Source organism: Intrasporangium sp. (assembly GCF_040414665.1).
In the GTDB taxonomy this organism is placed as follows: Bacteria; Actinomycetota; Actinomycetes; order Actinomycetales; family Dermatophilaceae; genus Intrasporangium.
On the sequence record NZ_JBEDUL010000025.1, the window covers coordinates 24,965 to 46,640 of the forward strand.

At 70.7% G+C, this 21,676-nt stretch carries 22 protein-coding genes; 9 read left to right on the top strand and 13 right to left on the bottom strand.

Translation table 11 applies throughout. The features are described from left to right. Nucleotides 1-21: 21 nt before the first annotated feature. Nucleotides 22-1,056 (bottom strand): DNA topoisomerase IB, encoded by a 1,035-nt coding sequence (locus ABF401_RS03015; RefSeq protein ID WP_353508053.1) that lies wholly within the window; start codon nucleotides 1,054-1,056, stop codon nucleotides 22-24. Nucleotides 1,057-1,154: 98 nt separating this feature from the next. Between ABF401_RS03015 and ABF401_RS03020 the strand changes: the two genes are divergently transcribed. Continuing rightward, nucleotides 1,155-1,724 carry a hypothetical protein gene (locus ABF401_RS03020; RefSeq protein WP_353508054.1) on the top strand — a complete coding sequence of 190 codons (570 nt, stop codon included), beginning with the start codon at nucleotides 1,155-1,157 and terminating at the stop codon, nucleotides 1,722-1,724. A 244-nt stretch (nucleotides 1,725-1,968) separates the two neighbouring features. Further along, nucleotides 1,969-5,079, top strand: coding sequence for an ATP-binding protein (locus tag ABF401_RS03025; protein WP_353508055.1), 3,111 nt, complete (start codon nucleotides 1,969-1,971; stop codon nucleotides 5,077-5,079). A 27-nt stretch (nucleotides 5,080-5,106) separates the two neighbouring features. Here the strand turns inward: ABF401_RS03025 and ABF401_RS03030 are convergent, their stop codons facing one another. The 4 genes from ABF401_RS03030 to ABF401_RS03045 form a co-directional block, all read right to left on the bottom strand. Continuing rightward, the gene (locus tag ABF401_RS03030) at nucleotides 5,107-5,796 is read right to left on the bottom strand and encodes a DUF6766 family protein (RefSeq protein WP_353508056.1); all 690 of its coding nucleotides are present in this window, start codon (nucleotides 5,794-5,796) and stop codon (nucleotides 5,107-5,109) included. A gap of 81 nt (nucleotides 5,797-5,877) precedes the next feature. Then, nucleotides 5,878-6,315 (bottom strand): hypothetical protein, encoded by a 438-nt coding sequence (locus tag ABF401_RS03035; RefSeq protein ID WP_353508057.1) that lies wholly within the window; start codon nucleotides 6,313-6,315, stop codon nucleotides 5,878-5,880. After that, entirely contained in the window at nucleotides 6,312-6,512 is a 201-nt protein-coding gene (locus ABF401_RS03040) for a hypothetical protein (RefSeq protein WP_353508058.1), read from the bottom strand. The genes ABF401_RS03035 and ABF401_RS03040 overlap by 4 nt, the downstream gene beginning before the upstream one ends. A 30-nt stretch (nucleotides 6,513-6,542) precedes the next feature. Next, nucleotides 6,543-7,034, bottom strand: coding sequence for a carboxymuconolactone decarboxylase family protein (locus tag ABF401_RS03045; RefSeq protein WP_353508059.1), 492 nt, complete (start codon nucleotides 7,032-7,034; stop codon nucleotides 6,543-6,545). A 127-nt stretch (nucleotides 7,035-7,161) separates the two neighbouring features. Here ABF401_RS03045 and ABF401_RS03050 point away from each other — a divergent pair, with 127 nt between their 5' ends. Continuing rightward, nucleotides 7,162-7,632: a DUF2510 domain-containing protein gene (locus ABF401_RS03050; protein WP_353508060.1), complete on the top strand. Its 471-nt coding sequence runs from the start codon at nucleotides 7,162-7,164 to the stop codon at nucleotides 7,630-7,632. A 4-nt stretch (nucleotides 7,633-7,636) separates the two neighbouring features. Here ABF401_RS03050 and ABF401_RS03055 read toward each other — a convergent pair whose 3' ends face one another. From ABF401_RS03055 to ABF401_RS03085, 7 genes are all read right to left on the bottom strand, one after another. Beyond that, nucleotides 7,637-8,908, bottom strand: a complete 1,272-nt coding sequence (locus tag ABF401_RS03055; RefSeq protein WP_353508061.1) for an aspartate kinase — start codon at nucleotides 8,906-8,908, stop codon at nucleotides 7,637-7,639. A 38-nt stretch (nucleotides 8,909-8,946) separates the two neighbouring features. After that, nucleotides 8,947-9,756 carry a helix-turn-helix domain-containing protein gene (locus tag ABF401_RS03060; protein WP_353508062.1) on the bottom strand — a complete coding sequence of 270 codons (810 nt, stop codon included), beginning with the start codon at nucleotides 9,754-9,756 and terminating at the stop codon, nucleotides 8,947-8,949. A 132-nt stretch (nucleotides 9,757-9,888) separates the two neighbouring features. Next, on the bottom strand, nucleotides 9,889-10,467 hold the full coding sequence (locus ABF401_RS03065) for a DUF5063 domain-containing protein (RefSeq protein WP_353508063.1): 579 nt from the start codon (nucleotides 10,465-10,467) through the stop codon (nucleotides 9,889-9,891). A gap of 80 nt (nucleotides 10,468-10,547) precedes the next feature. Next, the gene (gene recR / locus ABF401_RS03070) at nucleotides 10,548-11,147 is read right to left on the bottom strand and encodes a recombination mediator RecR (protein ID WP_353508064.1); all 600 of its coding nucleotides are present in this window, start codon (nucleotides 11,145-11,147) and stop codon (nucleotides 10,548-10,550) included. Nucleotides 11,148-11,201: 54 nt separating this feature from the next. Next, on the bottom strand, nucleotides 11,202-11,876 hold the full coding sequence (locus tag ABF401_RS03075) for a lysophospholipid acyltransferase family protein (protein WP_353508065.1): 675 nt from the start codon (nucleotides 11,874-11,876) through the stop codon (nucleotides 11,202-11,204). 44 nt (nucleotides 11,877-11,920) lie between these two features. Then, nucleotides 11,921-12,676 (bottom strand): class I SAM-dependent methyltransferase, encoded by a 756-nt coding sequence (locus ABF401_RS03080; RefSeq protein WP_353508066.1) that lies wholly within the window; start codon nucleotides 12,674-12,676, stop codon nucleotides 11,921-11,923. Between the two features lie 68 nt (nucleotides 12,677-12,744). Then, nucleotides 12,745-14,781 carry a DNA polymerase III subunit gamma and tau gene (locus ABF401_RS03085; RefSeq protein ID WP_353508067.1) on the bottom strand — a complete coding sequence of 679 codons (2,037 nt, stop codon included), beginning with the start codon at nucleotides 14,779-14,781 and terminating at the stop codon, nucleotides 12,745-12,747. 205 nt (nucleotides 14,782-14,986) lie between these two features. Here ABF401_RS03085 and ABF401_RS03090 point away from each other — a divergent pair, with 205 nt between their 5' ends. The 5 genes from ABF401_RS03090 (at nucleotide 14,987) to ABF401_RS03110 (ending at nucleotide 19,563) form a co-directional block, all read left to right on the top strand. Next, nucleotides 14,987-15,448 (top strand): DUF3817 domain-containing protein, encoded by a 462-nt coding sequence (locus ABF401_RS03090; RefSeq protein ID WP_353508068.1) that lies wholly within the window; start codon nucleotides 14,987-14,989, stop codon nucleotides 15,446-15,448. A gap of 57 nt (nucleotides 15,449-15,505) precedes the next feature. Then, a complete protein-coding gene (locus ABF401_RS03095) occupies nucleotides 15,506-16,162 on the top strand; it encodes an ABC transporter ATP-binding protein (protein ID WP_353508069.1) in 657 nt (218 codons plus the stop codon). Beyond that, complete coding sequence (locus tag ABF401_RS03100; protein WP_353508070.1) at nucleotides 16,159-17,604, top strand: hypothetical protein; 1,446 nt, start codon at nucleotides 16,159-16,161, stop codon at nucleotides 17,602-17,604. Before ABF401_RS03095 ends, ABF401_RS03100 begins: the two co-directional genes overlap by 4 nt. Before the next feature lie 94 nt (nucleotides 17,605-17,698). Next, nucleotides 17,699-18,955: a GNAT family N-acetyltransferase gene (locus ABF401_RS03105; protein ID WP_353508071.1), complete on the top strand. Its 1,257-nt coding sequence runs from the start codon at nucleotides 17,699-17,701 to the stop codon at nucleotides 18,953-18,955. After that, on the top strand, nucleotides 18,955-19,563 hold the full coding sequence (locus ABF401_RS03110; protein ID WP_353508072.1) for a GNAT family N-acetyltransferase: 609 nt from the start codon (nucleotides 18,955-18,957) through the stop codon (nucleotides 19,561-19,563). Before ABF401_RS03105 ends, ABF401_RS03110 begins: the two co-directional genes overlap by 1 nt. Before the next feature lie 39 nt (nucleotides 19,564-19,602). Here the strand turns inward: ABF401_RS03110 and ABF401_RS03115 are convergent, their stop codons facing one another. Continuing rightward, nucleotides 19,603-20,802 (bottom strand): MFS transporter, encoded by a 1,200-nt coding sequence (locus ABF401_RS03115; protein WP_353508073.1) that lies wholly within the window; start codon nucleotides 20,800-20,802, stop codon nucleotides 19,603-19,605. A 91-nt stretch (nucleotides 20,803-20,893) separates the two neighbouring features. Between ABF401_RS03115 and ABF401_RS03120 the strand changes: the two genes are divergently transcribed. Then, the coding region (locus ABF401_RS03120) for a LacI family DNA-binding transcriptional regulator (RefSeq protein ID WP_353508074.1) at nucleotides 20,894-21,676 on the top strand (783 nt) is incomplete at its 3' end.

The following is a 21,676-nucleotide window of genomic DNA, read 5'->3' on the forward strand; positions in this document are numbered from 1 at the left end:
CACCTCTAACTGCTGCGAGCCTCACCCAAGGAGACGGACGACCGCTCGCTCGAGTGCTGCGCGGCCATTGACCTCCGCAAGGTCACCGTCGTGCAACCGCTTGCGGTCCGCGGCCGAGGCCCGGCCGAGCGCCCGAGCGATGGTGTGCCCAACGGCATACTGCTCGACCACCCGGCCGTCGACGTAGGACCGGCGGGCGACCGCCGGGGTGTTGCCCAGGTGCTCGGAGACGAGGGTCATGACGTCCCGCTCCACCTTCTTGCGTGCGCGTTCCGAGGATGGAGGGGCGCCATCCCCGCGTTCGGCGAACGCCGCTGCTGCGAGAACCGTTGCGGCCCACGTCCGCAGGTCCTTGACGCTGTACTCGTCCCCGACGAGTTCCTTGAAGTCCCTGTTGATGTCCGCCGAGGAGAGCTCGCACCACTGGTCGCCGTCCCGGTACTGGAGCAGGCGCTCGGTCGGCCCGCGGCTTCGCTTGAGGGAACCCACCGCCCTGGCCAGTGCCGGGTCACGCACCTCGGCCTCACGCTCCACACCGGACTTCGCGGGAAAGCAGAAGGAGACGACGTCGCCGGTGACCGTGACGTGATCCTTGGCGAGGGTGGCGACGCCGTGGCTGCCGTTGTCGCTCTCATACTCTTCTCCACCGGTCCGGAAGAGGCCCGCGTCGAGGAGTCGCAGGGCTGTCGCGCCGACGCGCTCACGACCCAGCCCAGACCGTCGCAGCCGCCGCCCGATCTCGGCTCTCGCCTCGGGGAGGCGTCGGGCGAGGGTGAGCACCCGATCGTGCTTGTCGCGGTCGCGGCTCGCGTGCCAGGCCGGGTGGTAGAGGTACTGTCGCCGCCCCGCTGCATCCGTCCCGACCGCCTGGATGTGGCCGTTGGGCCAAGGGCAGATCCAGACGTCCTCCCAGGCAGGCGGGATGACGAGCGACCGGATCCGCTCCTTCGTGGCCGCGTCCACCGGTTTGCCCTCTCGGTCGACGTAGCCGAAGCCCTTGCCTCGCCGGACGCGCCTCAACCCTGGCTTCGCGACGTCGCTCCTCCGCAGCCGCATTGCCCACCTCCACCCACTCCTCAGTGCAACAGAGCGATTACCCACTGGTGGCGTGGGTACCTGCCTGCTGACCCACTCGACACGAGCGCGAGGAAAGTATGTCTTCGCCCGAGAGCCTGCTGCGCGTGCTGCGCCGCCAGCACGCGCACATCGCCTCGCTCGTCTTTCGGGTGACGGACTCCTCCGGATCGGAGCGCGGCGCCGCGGTGGCCGACCTGCTGCACTACGTCGCCCTCCACGAGTCCGCCGAGCAGACGTTCATGCATCCGGTCGGCCTGACGCGGGTCGGTGACCTGGCAGCCGTCCAGGGCCGGGTCGTCGAGGAGCGTGAGATCGAGGCAGTCATCACGCACCTCGAGGATCTCGACTCGGACTCGATGGACTTCATGATCTACTTCGCCCTGCTCGAGGAGGCGCTCGCCGGCCACACGCGTGCCGAGGAGGACATCGAGGCCCACACCATCAGCGACGCCGTTCCGGAAGACGTCGTGCAGTCCATCGCGGCCGGTCTGGAGCTCGTCGACGCGTGGATGGACCCGGCGACCCACTCGATCAGCGGATCGGTCGCCCAGTTGCCGTGGACCCCGGGCCAGCGCAACGGGGCGAGTTTCGCCGAGCTGTACCGCAAGAGTCTCGAGGCGTTCGAGGCTGTGTCCAGAATTCGGTGATCCGCTCGACTTGCCTCTGATGGCACTCCGTGCGACGCTTCGCAAGAGGCGGATCGGTGGAAAAACGCGCCGATGGGTCGCCAGCATCGAAGGCAAGCACAACATGACTGCACCACCTTCCCTGCCGGGCCACAGTGTCAGGGCCGAGCCCCGCGGCGAGCTTGGCGCGCGGTTCGCGGCGTTCGACTGGTCCGGCACCTCATTGGGCCCGATCTCGACCTGGCCCTCGGAGCTCCGAGGAGCCGTGAGCATCTGTCTGACGTCGCGCTTCCCCATGCTCATCTGGTGGGGGTCCGAGTACGTCATGATCTACAACGACGGCTACCGGCCGATGCTCGGCACCAAGCATCCGTACGCCCTCGGGTCGCCGGGCAAGGCGATCTGGCCGGAGATCTGGGACAGCATCGGCCCGATGCTCGACAGCGTCATGAACTCCGGTGTCGCCACGTGGTCGCGTGACCAGAAGCTGATGCTGGATCGCAACGGCTACGTCGAGGAGAGCTACTTCACCTTCTCGTACAGCCCGATCACCGGAGACTCCGGCGACGTGAGCGGCATCTTCACGGCCGTGGTGGAGACGACGGACCACGTTCTCAGCGAGCGCCGGCTCAGCACCCTCGGCGTGCTGTCGCGGCGACTCGGCGAAGCCTCCGATGCGGACGACGTCCGCCGCCTCGCCACGGCCGTGCTCAAGTCCAATCCGCAGGACCATCCGCTGGCGGTCATGGTGGACGCCCGTGCCCTGCCGGAAGACCCGCGGGACCTCATGGTCCCGGAGGCCCTGAAGGCCGACGTGTCCGCCGCCGCGACACAGGCGGTCACGCTGAGACGTCAGGTGCACCACGATCTGCCCTCACCTGTCCACCTCGACAACGGCGGGACCACCGTGGCCGTCGCTGGACTGCACGCCCTTCCCATCACCTTGCCTGGCGACGACGAGATGTCCGAGGTCCTCATCATCGGCCGCTCGGCGCACCGCCAATGGGACCCGGCGCTCGCCACGTACGTCGCCCTCTGTGTCACCCATCTCGGGACCGCGCTGAGCGACATCCGGCTCCTCGACTCCGAGCGGCACCGAGCCGAGACGGCCGAGGCGCTGGACGCCGTGAAGAGTGCCTTCTTCACCAACCTGAGTCACGAGCTACGCACGCCCCTCACCCTGATCAGCGGCCCGATCTCGGACGCCTTGGCAGACCCGCGCCTGAAGGATGACCAGCGCGAACGGCTGCAGCTGGTCGACCGCAACACCGTGCGGCTCGCCCGCATGGTCGACGCCATGCTGGACTTCGGCCGCATGGCCGCGAGCAAGGTGCAACCGCATCTCGCCGCGCTCGACGTGACCCTCCTGACCCGCACCATGGCGGAGTCCTTCGCCCGCGCCTTCCGCCGTGCGGGGCTCGACTTCGTGGCGGAGCTCGACGAGGCAGACCGCCCGGCCTACCTCGATCGCGACATGTACGAGCGCATCGTGCTCAACCTGCTCAGCAATGCCCTGAAGTACACGCCGTCAGGTTCCGTGACCGTGCGCCTGCGGGCCGAAGCGGACGGCTTCGCCGTGGCGGTGACGGACACGGGGATCGGCATCCGCAAGCGCGACCTCGACCGGGTCTTCGAGCGCTTCGAGCAGCTGCCTCGACCCGGCAGGGCCCGGTCCCACGAAGGAGCGGGCATCGGCCTGGCCATGGTCAAGCAGCTGACGGAGCTCATGGGCGGGACCGTCGAGCTCGAGTCGGCGCTGGGTCGTGGCTCGACCTTCACCATCCGCCTACCGTGGGGCGAGCCGCCCTCGGGGCCGGCTGAGGGCCGCTCGATCACCCCCCGAAACATCGACGCCTTCCTCGCGGAGACGGAGGGGTGGGACCTGCCGTATGCCGCTGAGCCGGCTCCCGAGATGACCGGACCGCAGGCGGTGGCGCAGTCCCCGACCGGGCCTGTCGACGCAGTCGGGAGCGGACGCCCACGACTGCTCGTCGCGGAGGACAACGCGGACATGCGGACGTATCTGCGCGGCGCCCTCTCGGCCGACTACGACATCGAGCTGGTCCCCGACGGCACTGCTGCCCTCGAGCGATCCCTGGCCGAGCGTCCTGACATCGTGCTCGCCGACGCCATGATGCCCGGCCTCGACGGCTTCGCGCTGACCCGGGCCATCCGCAAGAACAGCGCGTTGCGCCACGTCCCCGTGCTGATCCTCTCCGCCCGGGCAGCGGAGCGGGACACGGAGGAGGGGCTCACGTCGGGGGCGGACGACTACATCTCCAAGCCCTTCTCCCTGACGGAGCTGCGGGCCCGGCTGGCCAGCAACCTCGAGCGCTCCCGTGCCCGCCTGCGCGATGCCGCGTGGCGGCGTGCGGTGATGGAGTCGTTCAAGGACGCCCTTCTCATCACGGACGCCGCAGGGCACGTCATCGAGGTCAACGAGACGTTCACCCAGCTGCTCGGGTACTCCCCGCTCGACGGCGGGCTCACCGTGCCGTACCCGTGGTGGCCGGCCGCCAGCCAGCCCAAGGACGCTGGCGCCGACCAGCTCACGGATCGGGAGCAGGTCGAGCAGATCATGGCCGATGCCCTGGGCGGGTCGACGGTCCGCGGCCAGGAGTGCCGCCTCGTGACGAAGGACCAGCGGGATGTCTGGGTGCTGGTCAGCACGCAGCAGGTCGAGGGCTTCGGCGACCGGCCCGACTACGTCGTCATGACCCTCGAGGACGTGACCCGCGAGCACGCTGCGCGGGCTCGCCGTCACGCGGCCGCCGAGCTGAGCGCAGAGTTCGGCAGCGCCGCAGACCTGGAGCAGGTGCTCGAGGCCGCGGTCAACGGCTTCGCCGACCTGTTCGACGGTACGTCGACCGTGCGGGCCCTGGCGGGACCCGAAGAGCACGTCTTCACCGCTGCGGGGCCGGTGCGGCGCTCCGACGTGGACGCCGCCTTGTGGCAAAGCCTCACTGCGGCCGAGCCGGAGGCTCCATCACCGAACGAACCGGTCCGGGGGCTGCTCATCTCCCCGCAGAACCATCCGTCGTCGGAGTGCCGGGTGTGGGTCCAGTTCCCGCGTCCCCGGGTCGTCGCCACGGACGAGCGGATCGTCGGAGACTTGCTCGGCCAGGCGTTCGCGCTCGCCGTGGACCGGGTCGTCGCGGCCAACACCTTTGCCGACCGTGAGACCCACATGGCCCGCGCGATCGAGAGCCACCGGCTCATCGGCCAAGCCATCGGCATCCTCATCGAGCGCCACCGGGTGACGCCCGCCGAGGCGTTCGCCAAGCTCAAGAAGGCGTCCCAGGACCGCAACATCAAGCTGCGCGAGATCGCGGCACGGGTCATCGAGACGGGGGCCGAGCCGGACGACGCCGAGTGACCCGCGTCCCCGCCGCGGGGGCCACCGTCAGTCGTCCGACGCGGTCTCGTCGTGGGGCAGGCCGACCGGCTTCGACTCGGGAGAACCCCGCTCGCGCAGGAAGATCGAGAACACCGCCATGGTCGCGATGGCGAGCATCTCAGACTGCCAGTTCTGGAACGTCCGGCCCCAGAAGTCCGGGGACACGAGGTACTGCCCGAGGCTGAGCGGCTCGAGAAGGTCGCGCATCCGCTCCTCGTTGTTGGCCACCCGTCCCGCCACCGCCTGCGCCGTCCACGCGAGGACGAAGATCGCCGTCATGGTGATGAGCAGCGAGTGCGAGTAGGCGGCGGTCCGCCAGCCACCGGCCCGCGCCCACGCTGGTGAGTCCTCCCGGGCGTATCGGCCGAGCAGCTGCTTCTTGTCGGTTTCGCGACCCTCGCTTCCCGGCTTCTTCGACTCGGAGGACCCGCGCTGGACGAGCCAGATGGTGAGGAAGATGAACACGGTGAACTGGAGGTACTCGGACTGCCAGTTCTCTGCAGTGTCGACGGCGAACCGCGATGAGGTGACATAGCGCCAGAGCGAGATCTCTTGGAGACCGGCGGTGCGCGCCTCCAGGTTGTAGCCGGCGACACCCGAGATCGCCTGACCGACAAGGCTGCCCATGAGCAGTATCAGAAAGGCCAACGACAACGCGTTGTCCCTGAGGAAGCCTCGCCGTCGCTGGCCGTTCATCGCTGCAACAGCCCCATGGCGATCTGGAAGCAGAGGCCGGCCGCGATGACACCGATGAGCACCCAGAACATCACTCGCATGTCAGTCCCCCTGGATGGCGCAGTCATAGGGCACCGCCGCGTCCTCGGACACCTTCGTACAGCCGGCCGCGACAACCTTCCAGCCATCGTCGAAGAGGCTCAGGAAGACCGCCTGGCTGCTCGTCGTGACGAGCGCCGTGTGGCCCGCGACCTCTGGTGGCACGTCCGGCACGTCCGAACCGGAGGAGGCGGACGGGAGCCCGGATGACCGCAGGCCTTTGGCGCAGTTGCCGTCCCCGTCATCGGCGGCCTTCTCGCGGGTGCGAGGAGCCAGCAGCCCGCACGCCGCACCGGGATCCCTGGAGGCGAGGTCGACGAACCGTGTGGCAGCGGCGGCGGCCGACGGCGCCTCCGATGAACCGCAGCCCCCGAGCGCGAAGGCGAGGGGCAGGCAGATCACCCACGCGCCTGCCGAGCCCAGCGGCATACGGCTGGTCACCCGGGAGGCTCGTCCGGCTCTCCCTCCGCGGGGCCAGTCGGCTCGGCGGAGGCCGGCGTGTCGCTCTCGGCGGGGTCGGGTCGGACGACGAGGTCGGGGACGACGATCTCCTCCTGTCCGGGCGGTGCAGGCGGATCGGGCGTCACCGGCGGGAAGACCCCGCCGTCTGACAGTAGACGCGATTCACGGGGAGACATGCCTTGCACCTACCCAGCCGACCGCGCGGGTCACTGGCGAAGGGTCGGCTCCCAGGGCCGGGCGGCCACGCCGATGGTGTTCCACGCATTGATGGTGACGATGAGCGCCAGCAGGGCCCCGACCTCCTCCGGCGCGAAGTGGTCGGCCACCGCGGCGTACTCCTCGGCAGGCACCTTCGTCCGGGACGCCAGCGTCACGCACTCCGTGAACGCCAGGGCAGCCCGCTCGCGGGCGGTGAAGAACGGCGACTCCCGCCAGACTGCGACCGCCATGAGCCGCTGCACGCTCTCCCCCGCCGTCAAGGCGTCGGAGGAGTGGGAGTCGACGCAGTAGGAGCAGCCGTTGAGCTGGGAGGCGCGCAGCCGGACCAGCTCACGGAGGGCCACGGGGAAGCCGACCCGATCCAGCGCGCGGGTCGTCGTCGTGTCCAGATGGCTCAGCGCCTTGGTGAACGCAGGCACGGCGGCGTCGATGTCGAGGCGGACGGGGATGCTGTGAAGCGGGTCGGTGATGGTCGTCATGGGATCGACGCTAGGCGCCCATCGGACCATCCGGATGAGCCAATCCAGGACCGGTTTGCTGGTCCGCGCTGCCGAGAGCGGCACCAGCGTTTAGGCTCGACGGCAAGGCGCACGAGGAGGACCGTCGATGACGAATCAGTCCCATCCACCGTCCGGGTGGTACCCGGTCGGCGACAGCGAGCGGTACTGGGACGGCCTGGCGTGGACCGAACACGTCCGGGCTCCCGCCGCTCCGCCATCACAGCAGCCGCCGGCGGTCGACAGGCACGGGTTGCGACACCAGGCGCACCCGGCACAGCAGTGGCCGGCGCCCCAGCCGCAGACCTGGGTCCAGCCCCATCCACTGCCGGTCGGCTACGTCGCGCCGAAGAGCCCGGGCCTGTCGCTGCTCGCCTCGTTCTTCGTTCCGGGGCTCGGGTCGATCATCAATGGCGACGTCGGCAAGGGCCTTGTCATCATGCTCGGCTACTTCGTCAGCTTCCTGCTCGTCATCATCATCATCGGGATCTTCGGCGTCGTCGGCTTCTGGGTGTGGGGTCTCGTCGATGCCTACCAGGGGGCGCGCCTCTGGAACGCCCGGCACGGCTTCGTCGGCTAGCGACTCAGCGGCCGGTGCCGCCGTAGACGATCGCGTCCTCGGACGAGTCGAGGCCGAACGCGGTGTGTACGGCGCGGACCGCCTCCTCGAGCTGGTCCACGCGGGTCACCGCCGACACCCGGATCTCCGACGTCGAGATCATCTCGATGTTGATGCCCGCATCGGCGAGCGCCTTGAAGAACTTGGCAGAGACGCCCGGGTGGGACCGCATACCCGCGCCGACGAGGGCGATCTTGCCGATGCTGTCGTCGAAGCGCAGGTCCTCGAAGTCGACGTCGTGCTTGATGCCCTGCAGCACGGAGATGGCCTTGGGCCCGTCGCCCTCCGGAAGGGTGAAGGAGATGTCCGTCTTGGCCGTCTCCGCGGCGGACACGTTCTGGACGATCATGTCGATGTTGATGCCGGCCTCGGCGATGGCGCCGAAGATCGTGGCCGCAATCCCGACCCGGTCGGGCACGCCGACGATGGTGATCTTCCCCTCGCTGCGGTCGTGCGCGATGCCGGCGATGATCGGTGCTTCCACAGCGCCTTCTCCTTCGTAGGGGTTGTCCTTGATCCACGTGCCCGGCTTGCGGGACCACGATGAGCGAACGTGGATCGGGATGCCGTAGCGCCGTGCGTACTCGACGCAGCGCAGATGCAGGATCTTCGAGCCGTTGGCGGCGAGGTCCAGCATTTCCTCCATGGAGACCACGTCGATCTTGCGGGCGCTCGGCAGGACGCGGGGATCAGCGGTGAAGACGCCGTCGACGTCGGTGTAGATCTCGCACACATCCGCGTCGAGCGCAGCCGCCAGTGCCACGGCGGTCGTGTCGGATCCACCGCGCCCGAGCGTGGTGATGTCCTTGGTGGTCTGGCTGACGCCCTGGAAGCCGGCGACGATGGCGATGTGGCCCGCGTCCAAGGCGCTCTGGATGCGACCCGGGGTCACATCGATGATCCGAGCCGCCCCGTGCGCCTCGTCGGTGATGACGCCGGCCTGGCTTCCGGTGAAGGAGCGAGCCTCGGCCCCGAGCTGGGCGATGGCCATGGCGAGCAGCGCCATGGAGATCCGCTCACCCGAGGTGAGGAGCATGTCGAGCTCTCGGGCCGGCGGAGCGGGAGTGACCTGCTCGGCCAGGTCGAGCAGATCGTCCGTCGTGTCGCCCATGGCCGAGACGACGACGCACACGGCGTTCCCGGCGCGCTGTGTCTCCACGATCCGGCGCGCGACGCGCTTGATCGACTCGGCGTCAGCGACGGATGACCCCCCGTACTTCTGGACGACGATGCTCACATCAGGCTCCCGGTTGACGCTGGTGCGGGACTCGCAGTCTATGACTGGGTATCAGCACTCCCCGGACCGTTCGGCATCGTGAGACGTCCAGCGACCGGGCCTGCCGGCTCCGACTCACAGCGGCACGCACAGTCCGGCACACACGCAGTTGCAAGCCAGCACTCGGTAGGACACTGGCACTCCTGCGGTTCCGGATCCGTACCGGGTGCGGGCGGGCGGGGGCCGTAGAGGATCCGGCGGCGCCTGGCCTCCAGTTCGGCCACCGTGGGGTGATCTGCCGGCTCCTCACCCGGCAGTCGGCGACGGTCGCGCTCCTCCCGGTGGTGGTACCAGGCGTTGGGAGCCGGGCGCTCCGACCGGTAAGCCGTCAGCCGGGTGCTCGGCGGTTGGTCCGGCGGATCGACGTCGAGGTGGGCTGGGAGCCTCCGATTCGCGTGGTCGCGAACCACTCCCCTCGCAATGGGACCGACCAGCTCCCCGGCCTCGTCGACGACGGCAACCCGAAGTCCTCCGGCACGGAGTATCCGCCGGAACATCGTCACCGTCACGTCGCGACGACCGGACTCGATCGCGGCGATGGTTGCCTGACTCACGCCGACTCGATCGGCCAGGTCACGCTGGCTCAGGTCACCACGTCGTCGGGATCGGATGACGAAGCGCGAGACGTCGAAGTCCTCGCGCTCAGCTCTCCCAGCAGCCACGAAACACACCTCCTCGGCTGCCCCAGGAGAACCCTCGCAGTCGGTACTGACAGCGCCAGCGGCGCCCCTGTCCAACGGGGGACTGGCCCGCCGGAGGCTGGCCCGCTGAGTCGCCACGCTGGTCAGTGCGTTCCCGATCAGCAACACACTGATTCGTCTGGCGGGTCAGTGCGTCGGCGATCAGCAACACACTGATTCGTCTGGCGGATCAGTGGGCCAGTCTGGCGATCCGCGCCCTGCCCTCCGTCGCGCAGGACAGATCCCGAGTCAGCACGCGAGTCACGGATGCAGAGCGTCGAACTCAGCCTCGGAGACCCGTTCCTCGTCCGCGTCCAGCCGCAGGTGGGACAGGATCGAGTGCAACGCGCGCATCGATGCGAGCGCCCGGTCGCCCCACGACGACAGGTAGCTGAACTGCCACCACCACAGCGCCTCGATCTTCCGACCGGCCTGGTAGTGCTTGAGCCCGTGCGTCAAGGCGAGGGCGACGTCGGCCAGGTCGTTGGTGATCGAGCCGTCAGCTCGCTCCGGCGAGGTCACTGGATCAATGACGTACACGTAGTCGTCGATGCCAGCGAGGAGGTTCGCGAGCCCGTCTCGGAGCGGGTCGGGGTCGTCATCCGGACCGGGATCGGCTTCATAACGCTCCTCGAGGACGACGTCCTGGATCGCGCCGAGCCGGGAGCCAGCGACGAGGACCTGGGACACGGCGAGGGTGAGCAGCGGGATGGCAGTGTCAGGTGAGTTGCCGGACGCCACCTCTGTGACCGCGGTCAGGAAGGCACTCGCCTCGTGTGCCGTCAGGTCGGCGAGGCCTCCGAGCTCGTCGGTGGTGCGGGTGGTGTCGTCCGTGGTCATCACAGCCCCTTGCCGGTCTGGCGTGTCGTATGCCGCTGAGCTGGGTGTCGCTCGCCCGTCCAGTCTGCCGGGTGGCCCGGTCAGGCGTCGACCCGGCGCCGGCCCTCGAAGGCGCGTCCGAGCGTGACCTCGTCGGCGTACTCGAGGTCGCCGCCGACCGGCAGGCCGGAGGCGAGCCGCGTGACCGTGACGCCGACGTCGCGGAGGAGGCGAGACAGGTAGGTGGCGGTCGCTTCGCCCTCGAGGTTCGGGTCGGTCGCGATGATGACCTCCTGCACGCTGCCCGATGCGAGCCGCTGCATCAGCTCGCGCACCCGCAGGTCGTCGGGGCCGATGCCGTCGATGGGGCTGATCGCGCCGCCCAGCACGTGGTAGGTGCCACGGAACTCGCGCGTGCGCTCGATCGCCACGACATCCTTGGGCTCCTCGACGACACAGATCGACGCGTGGTCGCGTCGTGGGTCCGCGCAGATCCGACACCGCTCGGCCTGCGCCACGTTGCCGCACTCCTCGCAGAACCGCACCTTGGCCTTGACCTCGGTCAGCGCCGTGACCAGCCGGGCGACCTCCTCGGGGTCGGCCTGGAGCAGGTGGAACGCGATTCGCTGCGCACCCTTGGGACCGATGCCCGGAAGTCGGCCGAGCTCGTCGATCAGGTCCTGCACCGCGCCTTCGTACACCCCTGCAGCCTAAGCCCCCCGATGGCCAAGCCCGGCACGTGGCGACGGTGTGGCTCAGTCGTCGTTGACCCCGCTGGGGACGTCGTTGTACGCGCTCACGCGCTCCTGACCGGTGAGGGCCGCGATGGCCACCATGACGTCGTCAGTCAGCTGCCGGCGGGCGCGGCCTGCGGGGAGTCCCGCATAGGCCTCCACACCGATCGGCGTGCCGAATCGAACGGTCACCTTGGCCAGCCGCGGGAAGCGGGCTCCGACCGGCTGGATGTCCTGGGTGCCGATGAGGCCGACCGGGACGACGGGGACCTGGGCGTTGAGGGCGAGCCAGGCGACACCAGTGCGACCACGGTAGAGGCGCCCGTCCCGAGACCGTGTCCCCTCCGGGTAGATCCCGAAGGCGTCGCCTGCCTTGAGCACCTCCAGGCCCTTGTCGAGGCTCTCCTGGGCCGCCGTCGGTGACTGCCGGTTGACGGGGACCATGCCAACAGCGGAGAAGAACCCCTTCTGCAGGAGTCCCTTGACCCCGTCGCCGGTCCAGTACTCCTCCTTGGCGAGGAATCGGACCTTTCTCGGAGACACGAGCGGGATCGCGAAGGAGTCGATGAAGGAGAGGTGGTTGCTCGCGAGGATGACTCCCCCGTGGAGCGGCACGTTGTCCTTGCCTTCGATGGTCGGGCGATACAGCAGGCGGCTCAGCGGCACGAGCACCCCATGACCGAGGCTGTAGAACATGCGCTCACTCTAGGGCGGACCTGTGGTCGGCGCCCGCCACGACGTCAGACGAGACCGGCCGCCACCCAGGCCACGGCCTCGACGTCGAACGGCGCCGGCGGCAGCAGCTCGCGACAGCGCTCGCGCAGGTCGTCCCGCGCCTCGTCGCCGAGCGACGCGAAGTACTCACCCGCCGGACCGACCCCATAGGTGTAGGGCTCCCACCATTCGTCGAAGCTCTGGTGCGGAACTCGGATCGTCAGCTCGCCAGAGCGGATGGTCGCCAGATCGGCGGCCTCGAGGAGACGGCCCAGCTCGCCCTCCCGCGCCCCGGTGAGGTCATCCTCCGTGCGCGCCTCGGGATTGAGATCCGTCGCTGCCCGCCAGAAGGTGGCCAGTGGCGACCGGCCACCCGCGAAGTCCCAGACACACGCCGAGACGGCGCCCCCGGGACGGGTCACGCGGGCCATCTCCGCCAGCCCGGCCAAGGGGTCCTTCATGAAGTGGACGACCAGCTGGGCCATGGCATGGTCGAAGAAGTCGTCCGGGAACGGCAGCTGCTCCGCCGAGCCGTACTGCACGTCGAGCCCGGGCAGCCGAGCTCGGATGGATGCGGGGAAGGGCTGAGACGGGTCGACCGCAGAGACGGCGTTGACGCCGAGTCGTTCGACGAGTCGCGCTGTGAGAGCGCCCGGTCCACTGCCGACATCAAGCGCGCGGTCCTCCGGGCGCACGCCGACCCACTCCACGAACTGCTCGGCAAGCGGCTCGGAGTAGCGGCCCATGAACTGCGCGTACGCGTCCGCAGCGACGTCGAACACGGACCCGAGGGTACGCCGTCAGGAAGTCCCGGGTACGACGTTTCGTGGCAATTGCTCCGAGGAGGGCGTTACTCCTCCGACTCGGAGATGACGCGCCCGCCGAGAACCTTCTCGATCACGGAGCGCCCCACGTCGCCGGACAGCTCGATGTCCTCGTCGTCGTCGCTGACCCCTGCGTCGTCGGTGACAGAAGAGGCGTCATCGGCTCCGCCACCCGACCTGCCGGACGCGCCTCTGCGGGCAGCATCGAGCGACTCGCGCACCGCCCCGGCACCCGGTGCCGCCGGCGGCGCGGCGCTCGTGGCCCAATCTGGGGCGGCTGCCGTGGCGCTGCCCCAGCCTGCGTTGTCCTCGAGTGATCGACCGGTCGGTGCAGGCGGCCCGGCGTCGGCCACGGGCTCTGGCGCGGGCCGGACCGCACCGGCGGGAGGAGCCACCGCCGCTGACTCACCGGCGTCGGCCACGTGTACACCGTCGATGACCGCCTCGACGCCGAGCTCGTCGATGAGGGCCTGCCGGACGATGTCGGCGTGGTTGCCGGCACGGAAGGCGTTGGTCAGCCCGGCGGTCGAGATGCCCAGCGTCAGGGTCTTGCCGTCGTAGGCCATGACTTTCGCATGCTGCGAGACGAAGGTCCACGTGCCGCGACGCATCCCGAAGATGCGCCCCAGCACTTGGGGCCAGGCGCGTCGGATGGCGTCGGTGTCCATCGCAGCGGGCGGCGGCGCGTCCTGCACACTCGACGGGGCGGGCGGCGGCGCGTCCTGCACACTCAACGGGGCGGGCGGCGGCGCGTGCTGCACACTCGACGGAGCGGGCGGCGGCGCGTGCTGCACACTCGACGGTGGGGTGGAGGCTGGGACGGCGGGTGCGGGCGGGGGCGAGCTCGGCGGCATACGGACCGATGGCGCTGGTGCAGCGGAACCGCCAGCGCCGCTGGGGACCCCGCCGACCTCGAGACGGCGCTCCAGCCGGTCGAGGCGTGCGGCGAAGCCCTGCTCGCCTGACGCCGCCGGCAGGAGGATGCGGGCGCAGATCAGCTCGAGCTGCATCCGCGGCGCGGTGGCGCCCGTCATCTCCGTGAGCCCGGTGTTGACGATGTCGGCCGCCCGCGAGAGTGCCCCCGGGCCGAAGGCCGCCTGCTGGACCCGCATCCGCTCGAGCTGGTCCTCCGGAGTCCCGCGCAGCACCTGGCCCGGCTCGGGCACCGCCGCGACGATGATGAGGTCACGCAGCCGCTCGAGGAGGTCCTCGATGAATCGCCGCGGATCGTGGCCCGACTCGATGACCTTGTCGACCTGCCGGAAGGTCGCGGCGCCATCGCCCGCTGCCAAGGCGTCGATCGTGGCGTCGAGCAGCTCGCCGTCGGTGAACCCGAGCAGGGACACCGCACTCTCGTAGGTCAGCCCCTCGGGTCCGGAGCCGGCGATGAGCTGGTCGAGCACCGAGAGCGAGTCACGCACCGAGCCGCCGCCGGCCCGCACGACGAAGGACAGCACGCCCGGTGCGACCGGTACATCCTCCTGCTCGAGGAGATGCTCCATGTAGGCCGTGAGCTTGACCGGCGGGACGAGCCGGAACGGGTAGTGGTGGGTCCGCGACCGGATCGTGCCGATGACCTTCTCCGGCTCCGTGGTCGCGAAGACGAACTTCACGTGCTCCGGCGGCTCCTCGACGATCTTGAGCAGGGCGTTGAAGCCCTGCGGCGTCACCATGTGCGCCTCGTCGATGATGTAGATCTTGTAGCGGCTCTGCGCGGGACCGTAGGAGGCCCGCTCGCGCAGGTCGCGTGCATCGTCGACGCCACCGTGGCTCGCGGCATCGATCTCGATGACGTCGACGCTGCCCGGGCCCCCGCGGGCGAGCGCGACGCAGGAGTCGCACTCGCCGCACGGCTCTGGGGTCGGCCCCTGCTCGCAGTTGAGGCACCTCGCGAGGATGCGCGCGCTCGTCGTCTTGCCGCACCCGCGGGGGCCGCTGAACAGATACGCATGACCCACTCGCCCAGTGCGCAGCGCCTGCATGAGCGGCTCCGTCACGTGCTCCTGGCCGATGACGTCGGCGAAGCGCTCGGGCCGGTAGCGACGGTAGAGGGCGGTGGCCATGCAGGAACCCTAACCGCCACCCCCGACGACGTCGCATGCCGCTGGGCCGCGTTGTGGACGCCCCCCGCCCGGACGCCCACCACCTCCCGCAACACGCCCGGCTCCTCAAAACGCACCCCTGAAGCAACAGGGTGAGTTGCGAGGAGCCGGGCGTGTTGCGGAGGATGGGGCCTCCGCGCCCGCTACGACGCCCCGTAGGAGTTCCATGTCGCCCCGCATCCTCTACAGCCGGATCGCCCTCGCCGAGGTGGTGTCCTGGACGCTCCTGCTCACCGGGATGTTCCTCAAGTACGTCACGCGGACGACCGAGCTCGGCGTCACGATCTTCGGATTGGTCCACGGCATCGTGTTCATCGCGTTCTGCCTCGTCACCGTCCTGCTCTGGGTCAACCAGCGGTGGACCGTCCGCGAGGGCCTCCTCGGGCTCGCGAGTGCCGTGCCGCCGTTCCTCACCGTGTGGTGGGAGCGCCGGCTCGACCGAGCCGGGCGCCTCGACGGGGGCTGGCGCCTCGGCCGCGACGGGGAGGCGCCGGCCAACCCGGCCGAGCGTGTCGTCGCGGCGCTCCTCGCGCGCCCGGTCGTCGCCGTCGCGGTCGGGTTCGTCGCGGTCGCCGCGTTGACTGGTGTCGCGCTGGTGGTCGGTCCTCCGGTGGGCACCGAGGGCTGAGCACCACCCGCCGTAGAGTGACGACCGTCTGCACCCGCAGACAGTCGAGGGGGTCCCATGAGCAGGGTCGCGGTGCTCACAGGTGAGGTCCGCGCCGAAGCGGTGAGCAAGACCATCGACACCACCACCCTCCTGCGGGCAACCGACATCGAGGCCGACCCCGGCGAGTGCGTCGTCCTGCGCGGGCCCAACGGCTCCGGCAAGACCACGCTGCTGCGGATCATCGGGGGCCTCCTGACACCGTCGACCGGCCGCGCCTCGATCGGTGGGAGGGCGGCCGACGAGCGCGATCCGGCCATTCGTGCGGCGGTGGCCGCACTCATCGGCGTCCCCACGACCTACCGCGACCTCACCCTGATCGACCACCTCGTCCTCATCGACTCCACGTGGGGCCACGACCCCACGACCTCGGACGAGAGGGGGATCGAGCTGCTCGACGCGCTGGGGATCGGCGAGCTCGACGACCGCTTCCCGCACGAGCTGTCGTCCGGCCAGGAGCAGCTCTTCCGGCTCGCCCTGACCCTGACCCGGCCCTCGAGCGTGCTTCTCCTGGACGAACCCGAGCAGCGCTTGGACACGACACGCCGCCAGGTCGTGGCCCGCCTGCTGCACGAGCGTGTCGCTGAGGGAGCGACCCTCGTCATGGCGTGTCACGACCCGGTCATGACGGGAGCGCTCGCCACGCACGTCGTCGACGTGGATCCTGCGCGGTGACGCCTCGGCGCGGGGCCATGGCGAGCGACGCGGGGCCTCCTGAGGACGCCACGACCGTCCTCGAGGTCGACGACCACGATTGGCTGGGACAGGCGGACTGGATCATCGGCGGGGAGGCGGCGCGGAGGGCACGGCGCCAGGGCATCTACGCCGGATACGTCCTCCTGCTCTTCGCCGCGATCTACGGCTTTCCCCTGGTCCAGGCCCTCTTCCGCACGACCGATCGCGAGTGGCTGCGGGACCAGGTCGCCTCGCCCGCCGGCCTTGCCGTCATCACCGCTGGCGTCGTCGCGGTTCTTGCGTCAGCCCTCTGGGCCGGACGAATCCGCGGACCGGTCGTTCCACCACTCCCGTGGATCGACCTCGTGCTGGCCGCGCCCATCGACCGGGCGCTCGGGGTACGCCGTTGGTGGCGCTTCGCCGTCATCGGACTGGGCTTCGTCGGCGGCATCGTCGGTCTGGTCCTCGGCAGCGGACTGGCGTTTGCCCAGGTGACCGGCGCGGTGGCGATGGGCGGCGTGGCCCTGGCGGGTGTCCTCATCGGACTGGCGGCGGCACGCCTGTGGCTGTGGTCCCAGGCGTGGTCCGGCCCGAGGCGAGAGGGAGTGGGTCGCCGGCCCTGGCGGGTGCCTGACACGCTGCGCACCCTGCACGCCGAGGCGCTGCGCCGCCACTCGGCCAACACGTCCACGCTGGCTGGCTCCGCCCTCACGGGCAACCTGCGATCGGCCCGGCTGGCCTTCGCTCCGGCCGTGCGACGAGCTCGAGGATCGCGCCTCCGGCCCGGACGGCCGGTCCCGGTCATCGTCCGACGGGATGTGCTCGGCCTGCGTCGGCAGCCCGCGGCCCTGCTGTCCGGTGCCGCCCTCGTGGTCCTCGGTGCCGTGGTCGTGACGTGGGCCCTGACCCGAGCCGCAGCTCCGCCGATCGCCTTCGGGATCGGCATGGTGCCGCTCTACCTCGGATTCGGGTCGTGGGCCGAGGGGCTGCGCCTCCAGGCCGACAACATCGGCACACCCTCGCTCATCGGCGTCGGACCGCTGACCCAGGCCGCCGCGCACCTCGCCATGCCGGCGACCCTGACCCTGGGCGCCCTCGGCATGGCAGCCGGCCTCCATGCTCTGGCCGGCGGCGCCTGGGCCGGTCGGAGCGCGACGGTCCTCGCCGCCCTCGTGCTCCTCGTGGCCCTGCTCGGCGCGGGCCATCTGCTGGCCGCCTTCCGCGGCTCGCCGACAGCGGCCTCCGGACCGACGGGAATGGTTCTCTGGTACCTCCGACCCGTCACGCTCGTCGTCGTCCTCGGCGCCGTGACCTGCTATGTGCTCCGCGAAGGACTGGTCGGAGCCGGTGTCGGCGCCGGCGGTGCGGTGGCCGCCATGGTGGGCTGGGGCCTGGCCCGAGTGCAGCGACTCACCCACCTGCACCGCTCCCAAGAGGCCTGACGGCCAGCGGAATACCGGGCACCGAGGGCGCCGGCCTCCGACACGGAGCACCTCCGCGGACGCCGGTGGGCGCAAACGCCCTAGAGTCCGGAGGGTGGACGACCTGCGCATCCGAGACGTCACCGAGGCCGACCTGCCCTCGGCGCTGGTCATTCGTACCCGCTCCTTCGGTCCCCTCGGCCCCGGCGGGCAAGCGTGGTGGGACCGCGTGGCCAAGGAGGTCATCCCCGGTCGCATGCTCGCCGTCGTCGACGAGCACGACACCGTCCTCGCGACGGGCCGGGCTCGCCCGTACGAGCAGGTGTGGGGCGGCCGGCACCTGCGGATGGGCGGCATCGCCGGCGTCTACACCGAGCCGAGCGCTCGCGGGCAAGGGGTCGCCACGCTGCTCATGCGCGGTCTCGTCGAGCGCATGGCGCAGCTGGGAGACGTCGTCTCCTGTCTGTTCCCCACGGCACCCGACCTCTACCGGAGCGTCGGCTACGAGGTCGGTGGCGTCCACACCCGTTATTCGTATGCCGCTCACGACGTCCGCGCGGCCCGTTCCCGAAGTGGTGGGCTGCGTCCCAGGCCCGCGGTGCCGGGTGACGCCGAGCTGATCTGCTCCCTCATCCGGGGTCACCAGGAGCGCGATGCCCTGAGCGGCCCGATGCTGCCGACCGTCGAGACGTGGCGGCAACATCTCGAGGACGAGGAGCTGATCAACTACGTGCTCGACGACGGGGCTGGACGGCGCGGCTTCGTCTCGTACTCCCTCGCGGAGGAGGTGCTCACCGTCGAGGAGCTGGTCGCGGAGTCGGCCGAGGCGACGGCGGCGCTGTGGGCCGTGGTCGGGTCCGGGTCGTCCGCCGCTCCGACCGTGCGCAGCTACCTCGACCCGCGAAACCCGGGCCGCCTCGTCTTCGGCGGACTGCCCGACGTCGACGTCCGCGAGCACGGCTGGATGCTGAGGGTCATCGACCTGCCGGCGGCGATGGCGGCACGTGGCTTCTCGGCGCACGTGACGGCGTCGGCGCAGATCATGCTCGACGATCCCGAGGTCCCCGCCAACACTGCGACGTGGGCGATCTCGGTCGCCGCCGGGGCCGGGCGGGCCTGGAAGCTGTCCACTCGACCAGGCGCGCGCCCCGCCCCGGTCGACAGTGCGGCTCCGGGCGGAGGCGCCTCAGCGGCATCCGGGATGGGTCGTGGACCGGTGCGGCTGGGACCGCGCGGAATGGCGGCCCTCTGGTGCGGGTGGACGATGTCACGACTCCGCCTCGCCGGGCTGGCGACGGGTGGCGACCCGGCGGCGGATACCGCGCTCGACGCGATCTTCTCGTGCACACCCTTCATGACGGAGTACTTCTGATGACCCCCGACTTCACCCGCAAGCCGACGCTCGAGGGCGAGCTCGTCGTCCTCCGTCCTGCCACCGCGGCCGACGCGGTGCCGCTGCGCGCCGGACTGGCCGATGTGGAGACGGCGCGGCTCACGGGAGCGATCCACTCGGCCGAGGAGGACTTCACCGCGAGGTGGCCCGTGGCCGAGCTGGAGGCGGTCTATGCCCGGTGGGCGACGGCGGACGACCGCATCGTCTGGGCGATCGTCGAGCGGTCGACCGGCGCCGTCGTCGGCGAGTCGGTCCTCAACGACCTGGACGCGGCCAGCCTCTCGTGCGGCTTCCGGATCTGGATCTCCGGCGCTCGGGACCGCGGCCTCGGCACCGAGGCGACCCGGCTGACGATGCGGCACGCGTTCGACGAGCAGGGGCTCAACCGCGTCGGGCTCGAGGTGTTCGACTTCAACCCGCGAGCGCGACGGGTCTACGAGAAGGTGGGGTTCGTCCTCGAGGGCACCAGGCGGGAGGCGTTGCGCTACGACGGCAGCTGGGTCGATGCGCACGACATGGCGATCCTCGCCCGGGAGTGGCGGGCCCACCGGGGGCAGCCAGAGCTCGATCCCATCCCCCGCGGCTGAGCTGACGGCCCCGGCCTGAGACGGCCACCGCAGCTCGGTTCAGCGGCGGGCGGGCTCGCGGACGGCCGGGAGCGCCACGATGGCCACGGCCGCCATGCCGCCGACGACGAGGAGCGACCGGAGGATGCCGACGTGGTCGCCGAGGAAGCCGAGCAGGGGCGGCCCCGCGATGAAGGCGGTGTAGCCGATCGTCGACACGACGCTCATGCGGGCCGGGGCCCGGCGCGGCTCGTCCGCGGCGGCGCTCATGCCGACGGGGAAGCCGAGGCTGGCCCCGATGCCCCAGACGGCCGCACCGACGAAGGCGAGGACGGGGCCGCCGAAGACGACGAGGAGGCTCCCGGCCACCGCGGCGACGAAGAGCACGCGGAGCACGGGCAGGCGACCACGCCGATCGAGCAGGCGCGTGCCCAGGATCCGGCCGGTCGTCATGGCGGTGAGGAAGACGGCGAAGCCCAGTACTCCGGCCCACCGCGGCAGGTCGTAGCCATCCGAGAGCGCGACCCCGATCCAGTCGTTGGCGGTGCCCTCGGTAAAGGCGGCGGCGAACACCACGACCCCGATGAGCAGCGTCCGCGGCTCGCGCCAGGCAGACGCGATGCCGGCCTTTGCGCGCCCCGGCTCGGAGTCGTCGGCAGCCCCATCTTCCGCATCGCGCGGGAGGAACGCGCGCGGGAACCACGGTGTGACGAGCAGCAGCAGGGCGGCCGTGCCGACGAAGTGCAGGAGGACGCTCACGTGCAGGAACGAGAGCCCCGCGCCCGCCAGGGCCGAGACGACCGTTCCGCCGCTGAACGCCGCGTGGAAGTGCGGCATGATCGAGCGAGACAGGCGACGCTCGACCGCGGCGCCCTCGAGGTTCATGGCGACGTCGAAGACGCCGCTGCCGAAGCCGACGAGGAGCAGGCCCGCCATCGCGACGCCACGGCTGGTCAGCGCCGTGACGGCGAGGCCGACGACGACAAGACCGACCACCTGGACCGCGGCAGCGCCGAGCGCCGCCCTGGCGGCACCGGAGCGGTGGACGAGCCAGCCGGACAGCGGCAGGCCGACGACCGCCCCGATCGACAGCGCGAAGAGGGTGAGCCCGAGCTCCCCGGCGCTGAGACCGAGCTGGTGCTTGATGTCCGGCACCCGCGAGGCCAGCGCAGCGAAGGCCGCCCCGTTGACCGCGAATGCCGTGAAGACGGCGTTGCGCGCCGTTCGGACGACGGGCCGCGGCGGTGCGATGACGGACATACGGCGAGCCTCTCGGGCGGTCACGGGCAGCGGGTCTCGGATGGAGGCGTCGAAACGATTCGATCGAAACGATTCGAGTATGATGCCTCGCATGGCGCCTCCCAGTCAAACCGATAGCCCACGTCGCGGACCCCGCCCCCAGCGGCCCACCCTGCGCGATGTCGCGACCCGGGCCGGCGTCTCGGTCTCGACGGCCTCGCTCGTCTTCAGCGGCAAGGGCCCAGTGGCGGCGGCGACCGCCGAGCGGGTGCGCGCCGCATCGGCCGAGATCGGCTTCGCCGGCCCGAACCCGCTCGCCACCTCGCTGCGCCAGGGTCGCGCCGGCGTCGTCGGGGTCGTCGTCGAGGGCCGGGTCCGGATCGCCTTCCGGGACCCGTTCGCCATCTCCGTCCTCGACGGGCTCGCGGAGGAGCTCGACGCGATCCCGACCGGTCTGCTGCTGCTCGGCCAGCCCGCCGATGACGAGGACAGCCTGCTCCCGCTCATCGCGGGCCTCGCCCTCGACGCCGTCGTCTTCTCGCTCTGCGGGCCGGAGTCCTCGCCTCTCGTCGACCACCTCTCGGCGCGCGGCATCCCGATGTTCGGCACGGGCGTCCCGGACGACAAGCGCGTGACACAGGTGCGCATCGATGAGCGGGCGGCAGGAGCCGAGATCGCCCGCCACGTCAGGCGCCTCGGACACCGCCGCGTTGCCCACGTCGCGATGTCGCTGACCGCCCGGTCGAGCGCCGGCGCCATCAGTCCGGACGACCTGACGGGTGACACGTACCTGTCGTCACGCGGCCGTCTCGACGGCTTCCGCGACGTCTTCGGGGCCCGAGCCGAGGCAGTCCAGACCGGGGACGGCTCGTCCGTCGAAGGTGGCATCACGGCC

Excerpts from the sequence above, each read along its gene's own strand:
- ABF401_RS03015 (WP_353508053.1), bottom strand. The coding sequence starts at position 1,056 with ATGCGGCTGCGGAGGAGCGACGTCGCGAAGCCAGGGTTGAGGCGCGTC.
- ABF401_RS03020 (WP_353508054.1), top strand. The coding sequence starts at position 1,155 with ATGTCTTCGCCCGAGAGCCTGCTGCGCGTGCTGCGCCGCCAGCACGCG.
- ABF401_RS03030 (WP_353508056.1), bottom strand. The coding sequence starts at position 5,796 with ATGAACGGCCAGCGACGGCGAGGCTTCCTCAGGGACAACGCGTTGTCG.
- ABF401_RS03040 (WP_353508058.1), bottom strand. The coding sequence starts at position 6,512 with ATGTCTCCCCGTGAATCGCGTCTACTGTCAGACGGCGGGGTCTTCCCG.
- ABF401_RS03045 (WP_353508059.1), bottom strand. The coding sequence starts at position 7,034 with ATGACGACCATCACCGACCCGCTTCACAGCATCCCCGTCCGCCTCGAC.
- ABF401_RS03050 (WP_353508060.1), top strand. The coding sequence starts at position 7,162 with ATGACGAATCAGTCCCATCCACCGTCCGGGTGGTACCCGGTCGGCGAC.
- ABF401_RS03065 (WP_353508063.1), bottom strand. The coding sequence starts at position 10,467 with ATGACCACGGACGACACCACCCGCACCACCGACGAGCTCGGAGGCCTC.
- ABF401_RS03075 (WP_353508065.1), bottom strand. The coding sequence starts at position 11,876 with ATGTTCTACAGCCTCGGTCATGGGGTGCTCGTGCCGCTGAGCCGCCTG.
- ABF401_RS03085 (WP_353508067.1), bottom strand. The coding sequence starts at position 14,781 with ATGGCCACCGCCCTCTACCGTCGCTACCGGCCCGAGCGCTTCGCCGAC.
- ABF401_RS03090 (WP_353508068.1), top strand. The coding sequence starts at position 14,987 with ATGTCGCCCCGCATCCTCTACAGCCGGATCGCCCTCGCCGAGGTGGTG.
- ABF401_RS03095 (WP_353508069.1), top strand. The coding sequence starts at position 15,506 with ATGAGCAGGGTCGCGGTGCTCACAGGTGAGGTCCGCGCCGAAGCGGTG.
- ABF401_RS03110 (WP_353508072.1), top strand. The coding sequence starts at position 18,955 with ATGACCCCCGACTTCACCCGCAAGCCGACGCTCGAGGGCGAGCTCGTC.
- ABF401_RS03115 (WP_353508073.1), bottom strand. The coding sequence starts at position 20,802 with ATGTCCGTCATCGCACCGCCGCGGCCCGTCGTCCGAACGGCGCGCAAC.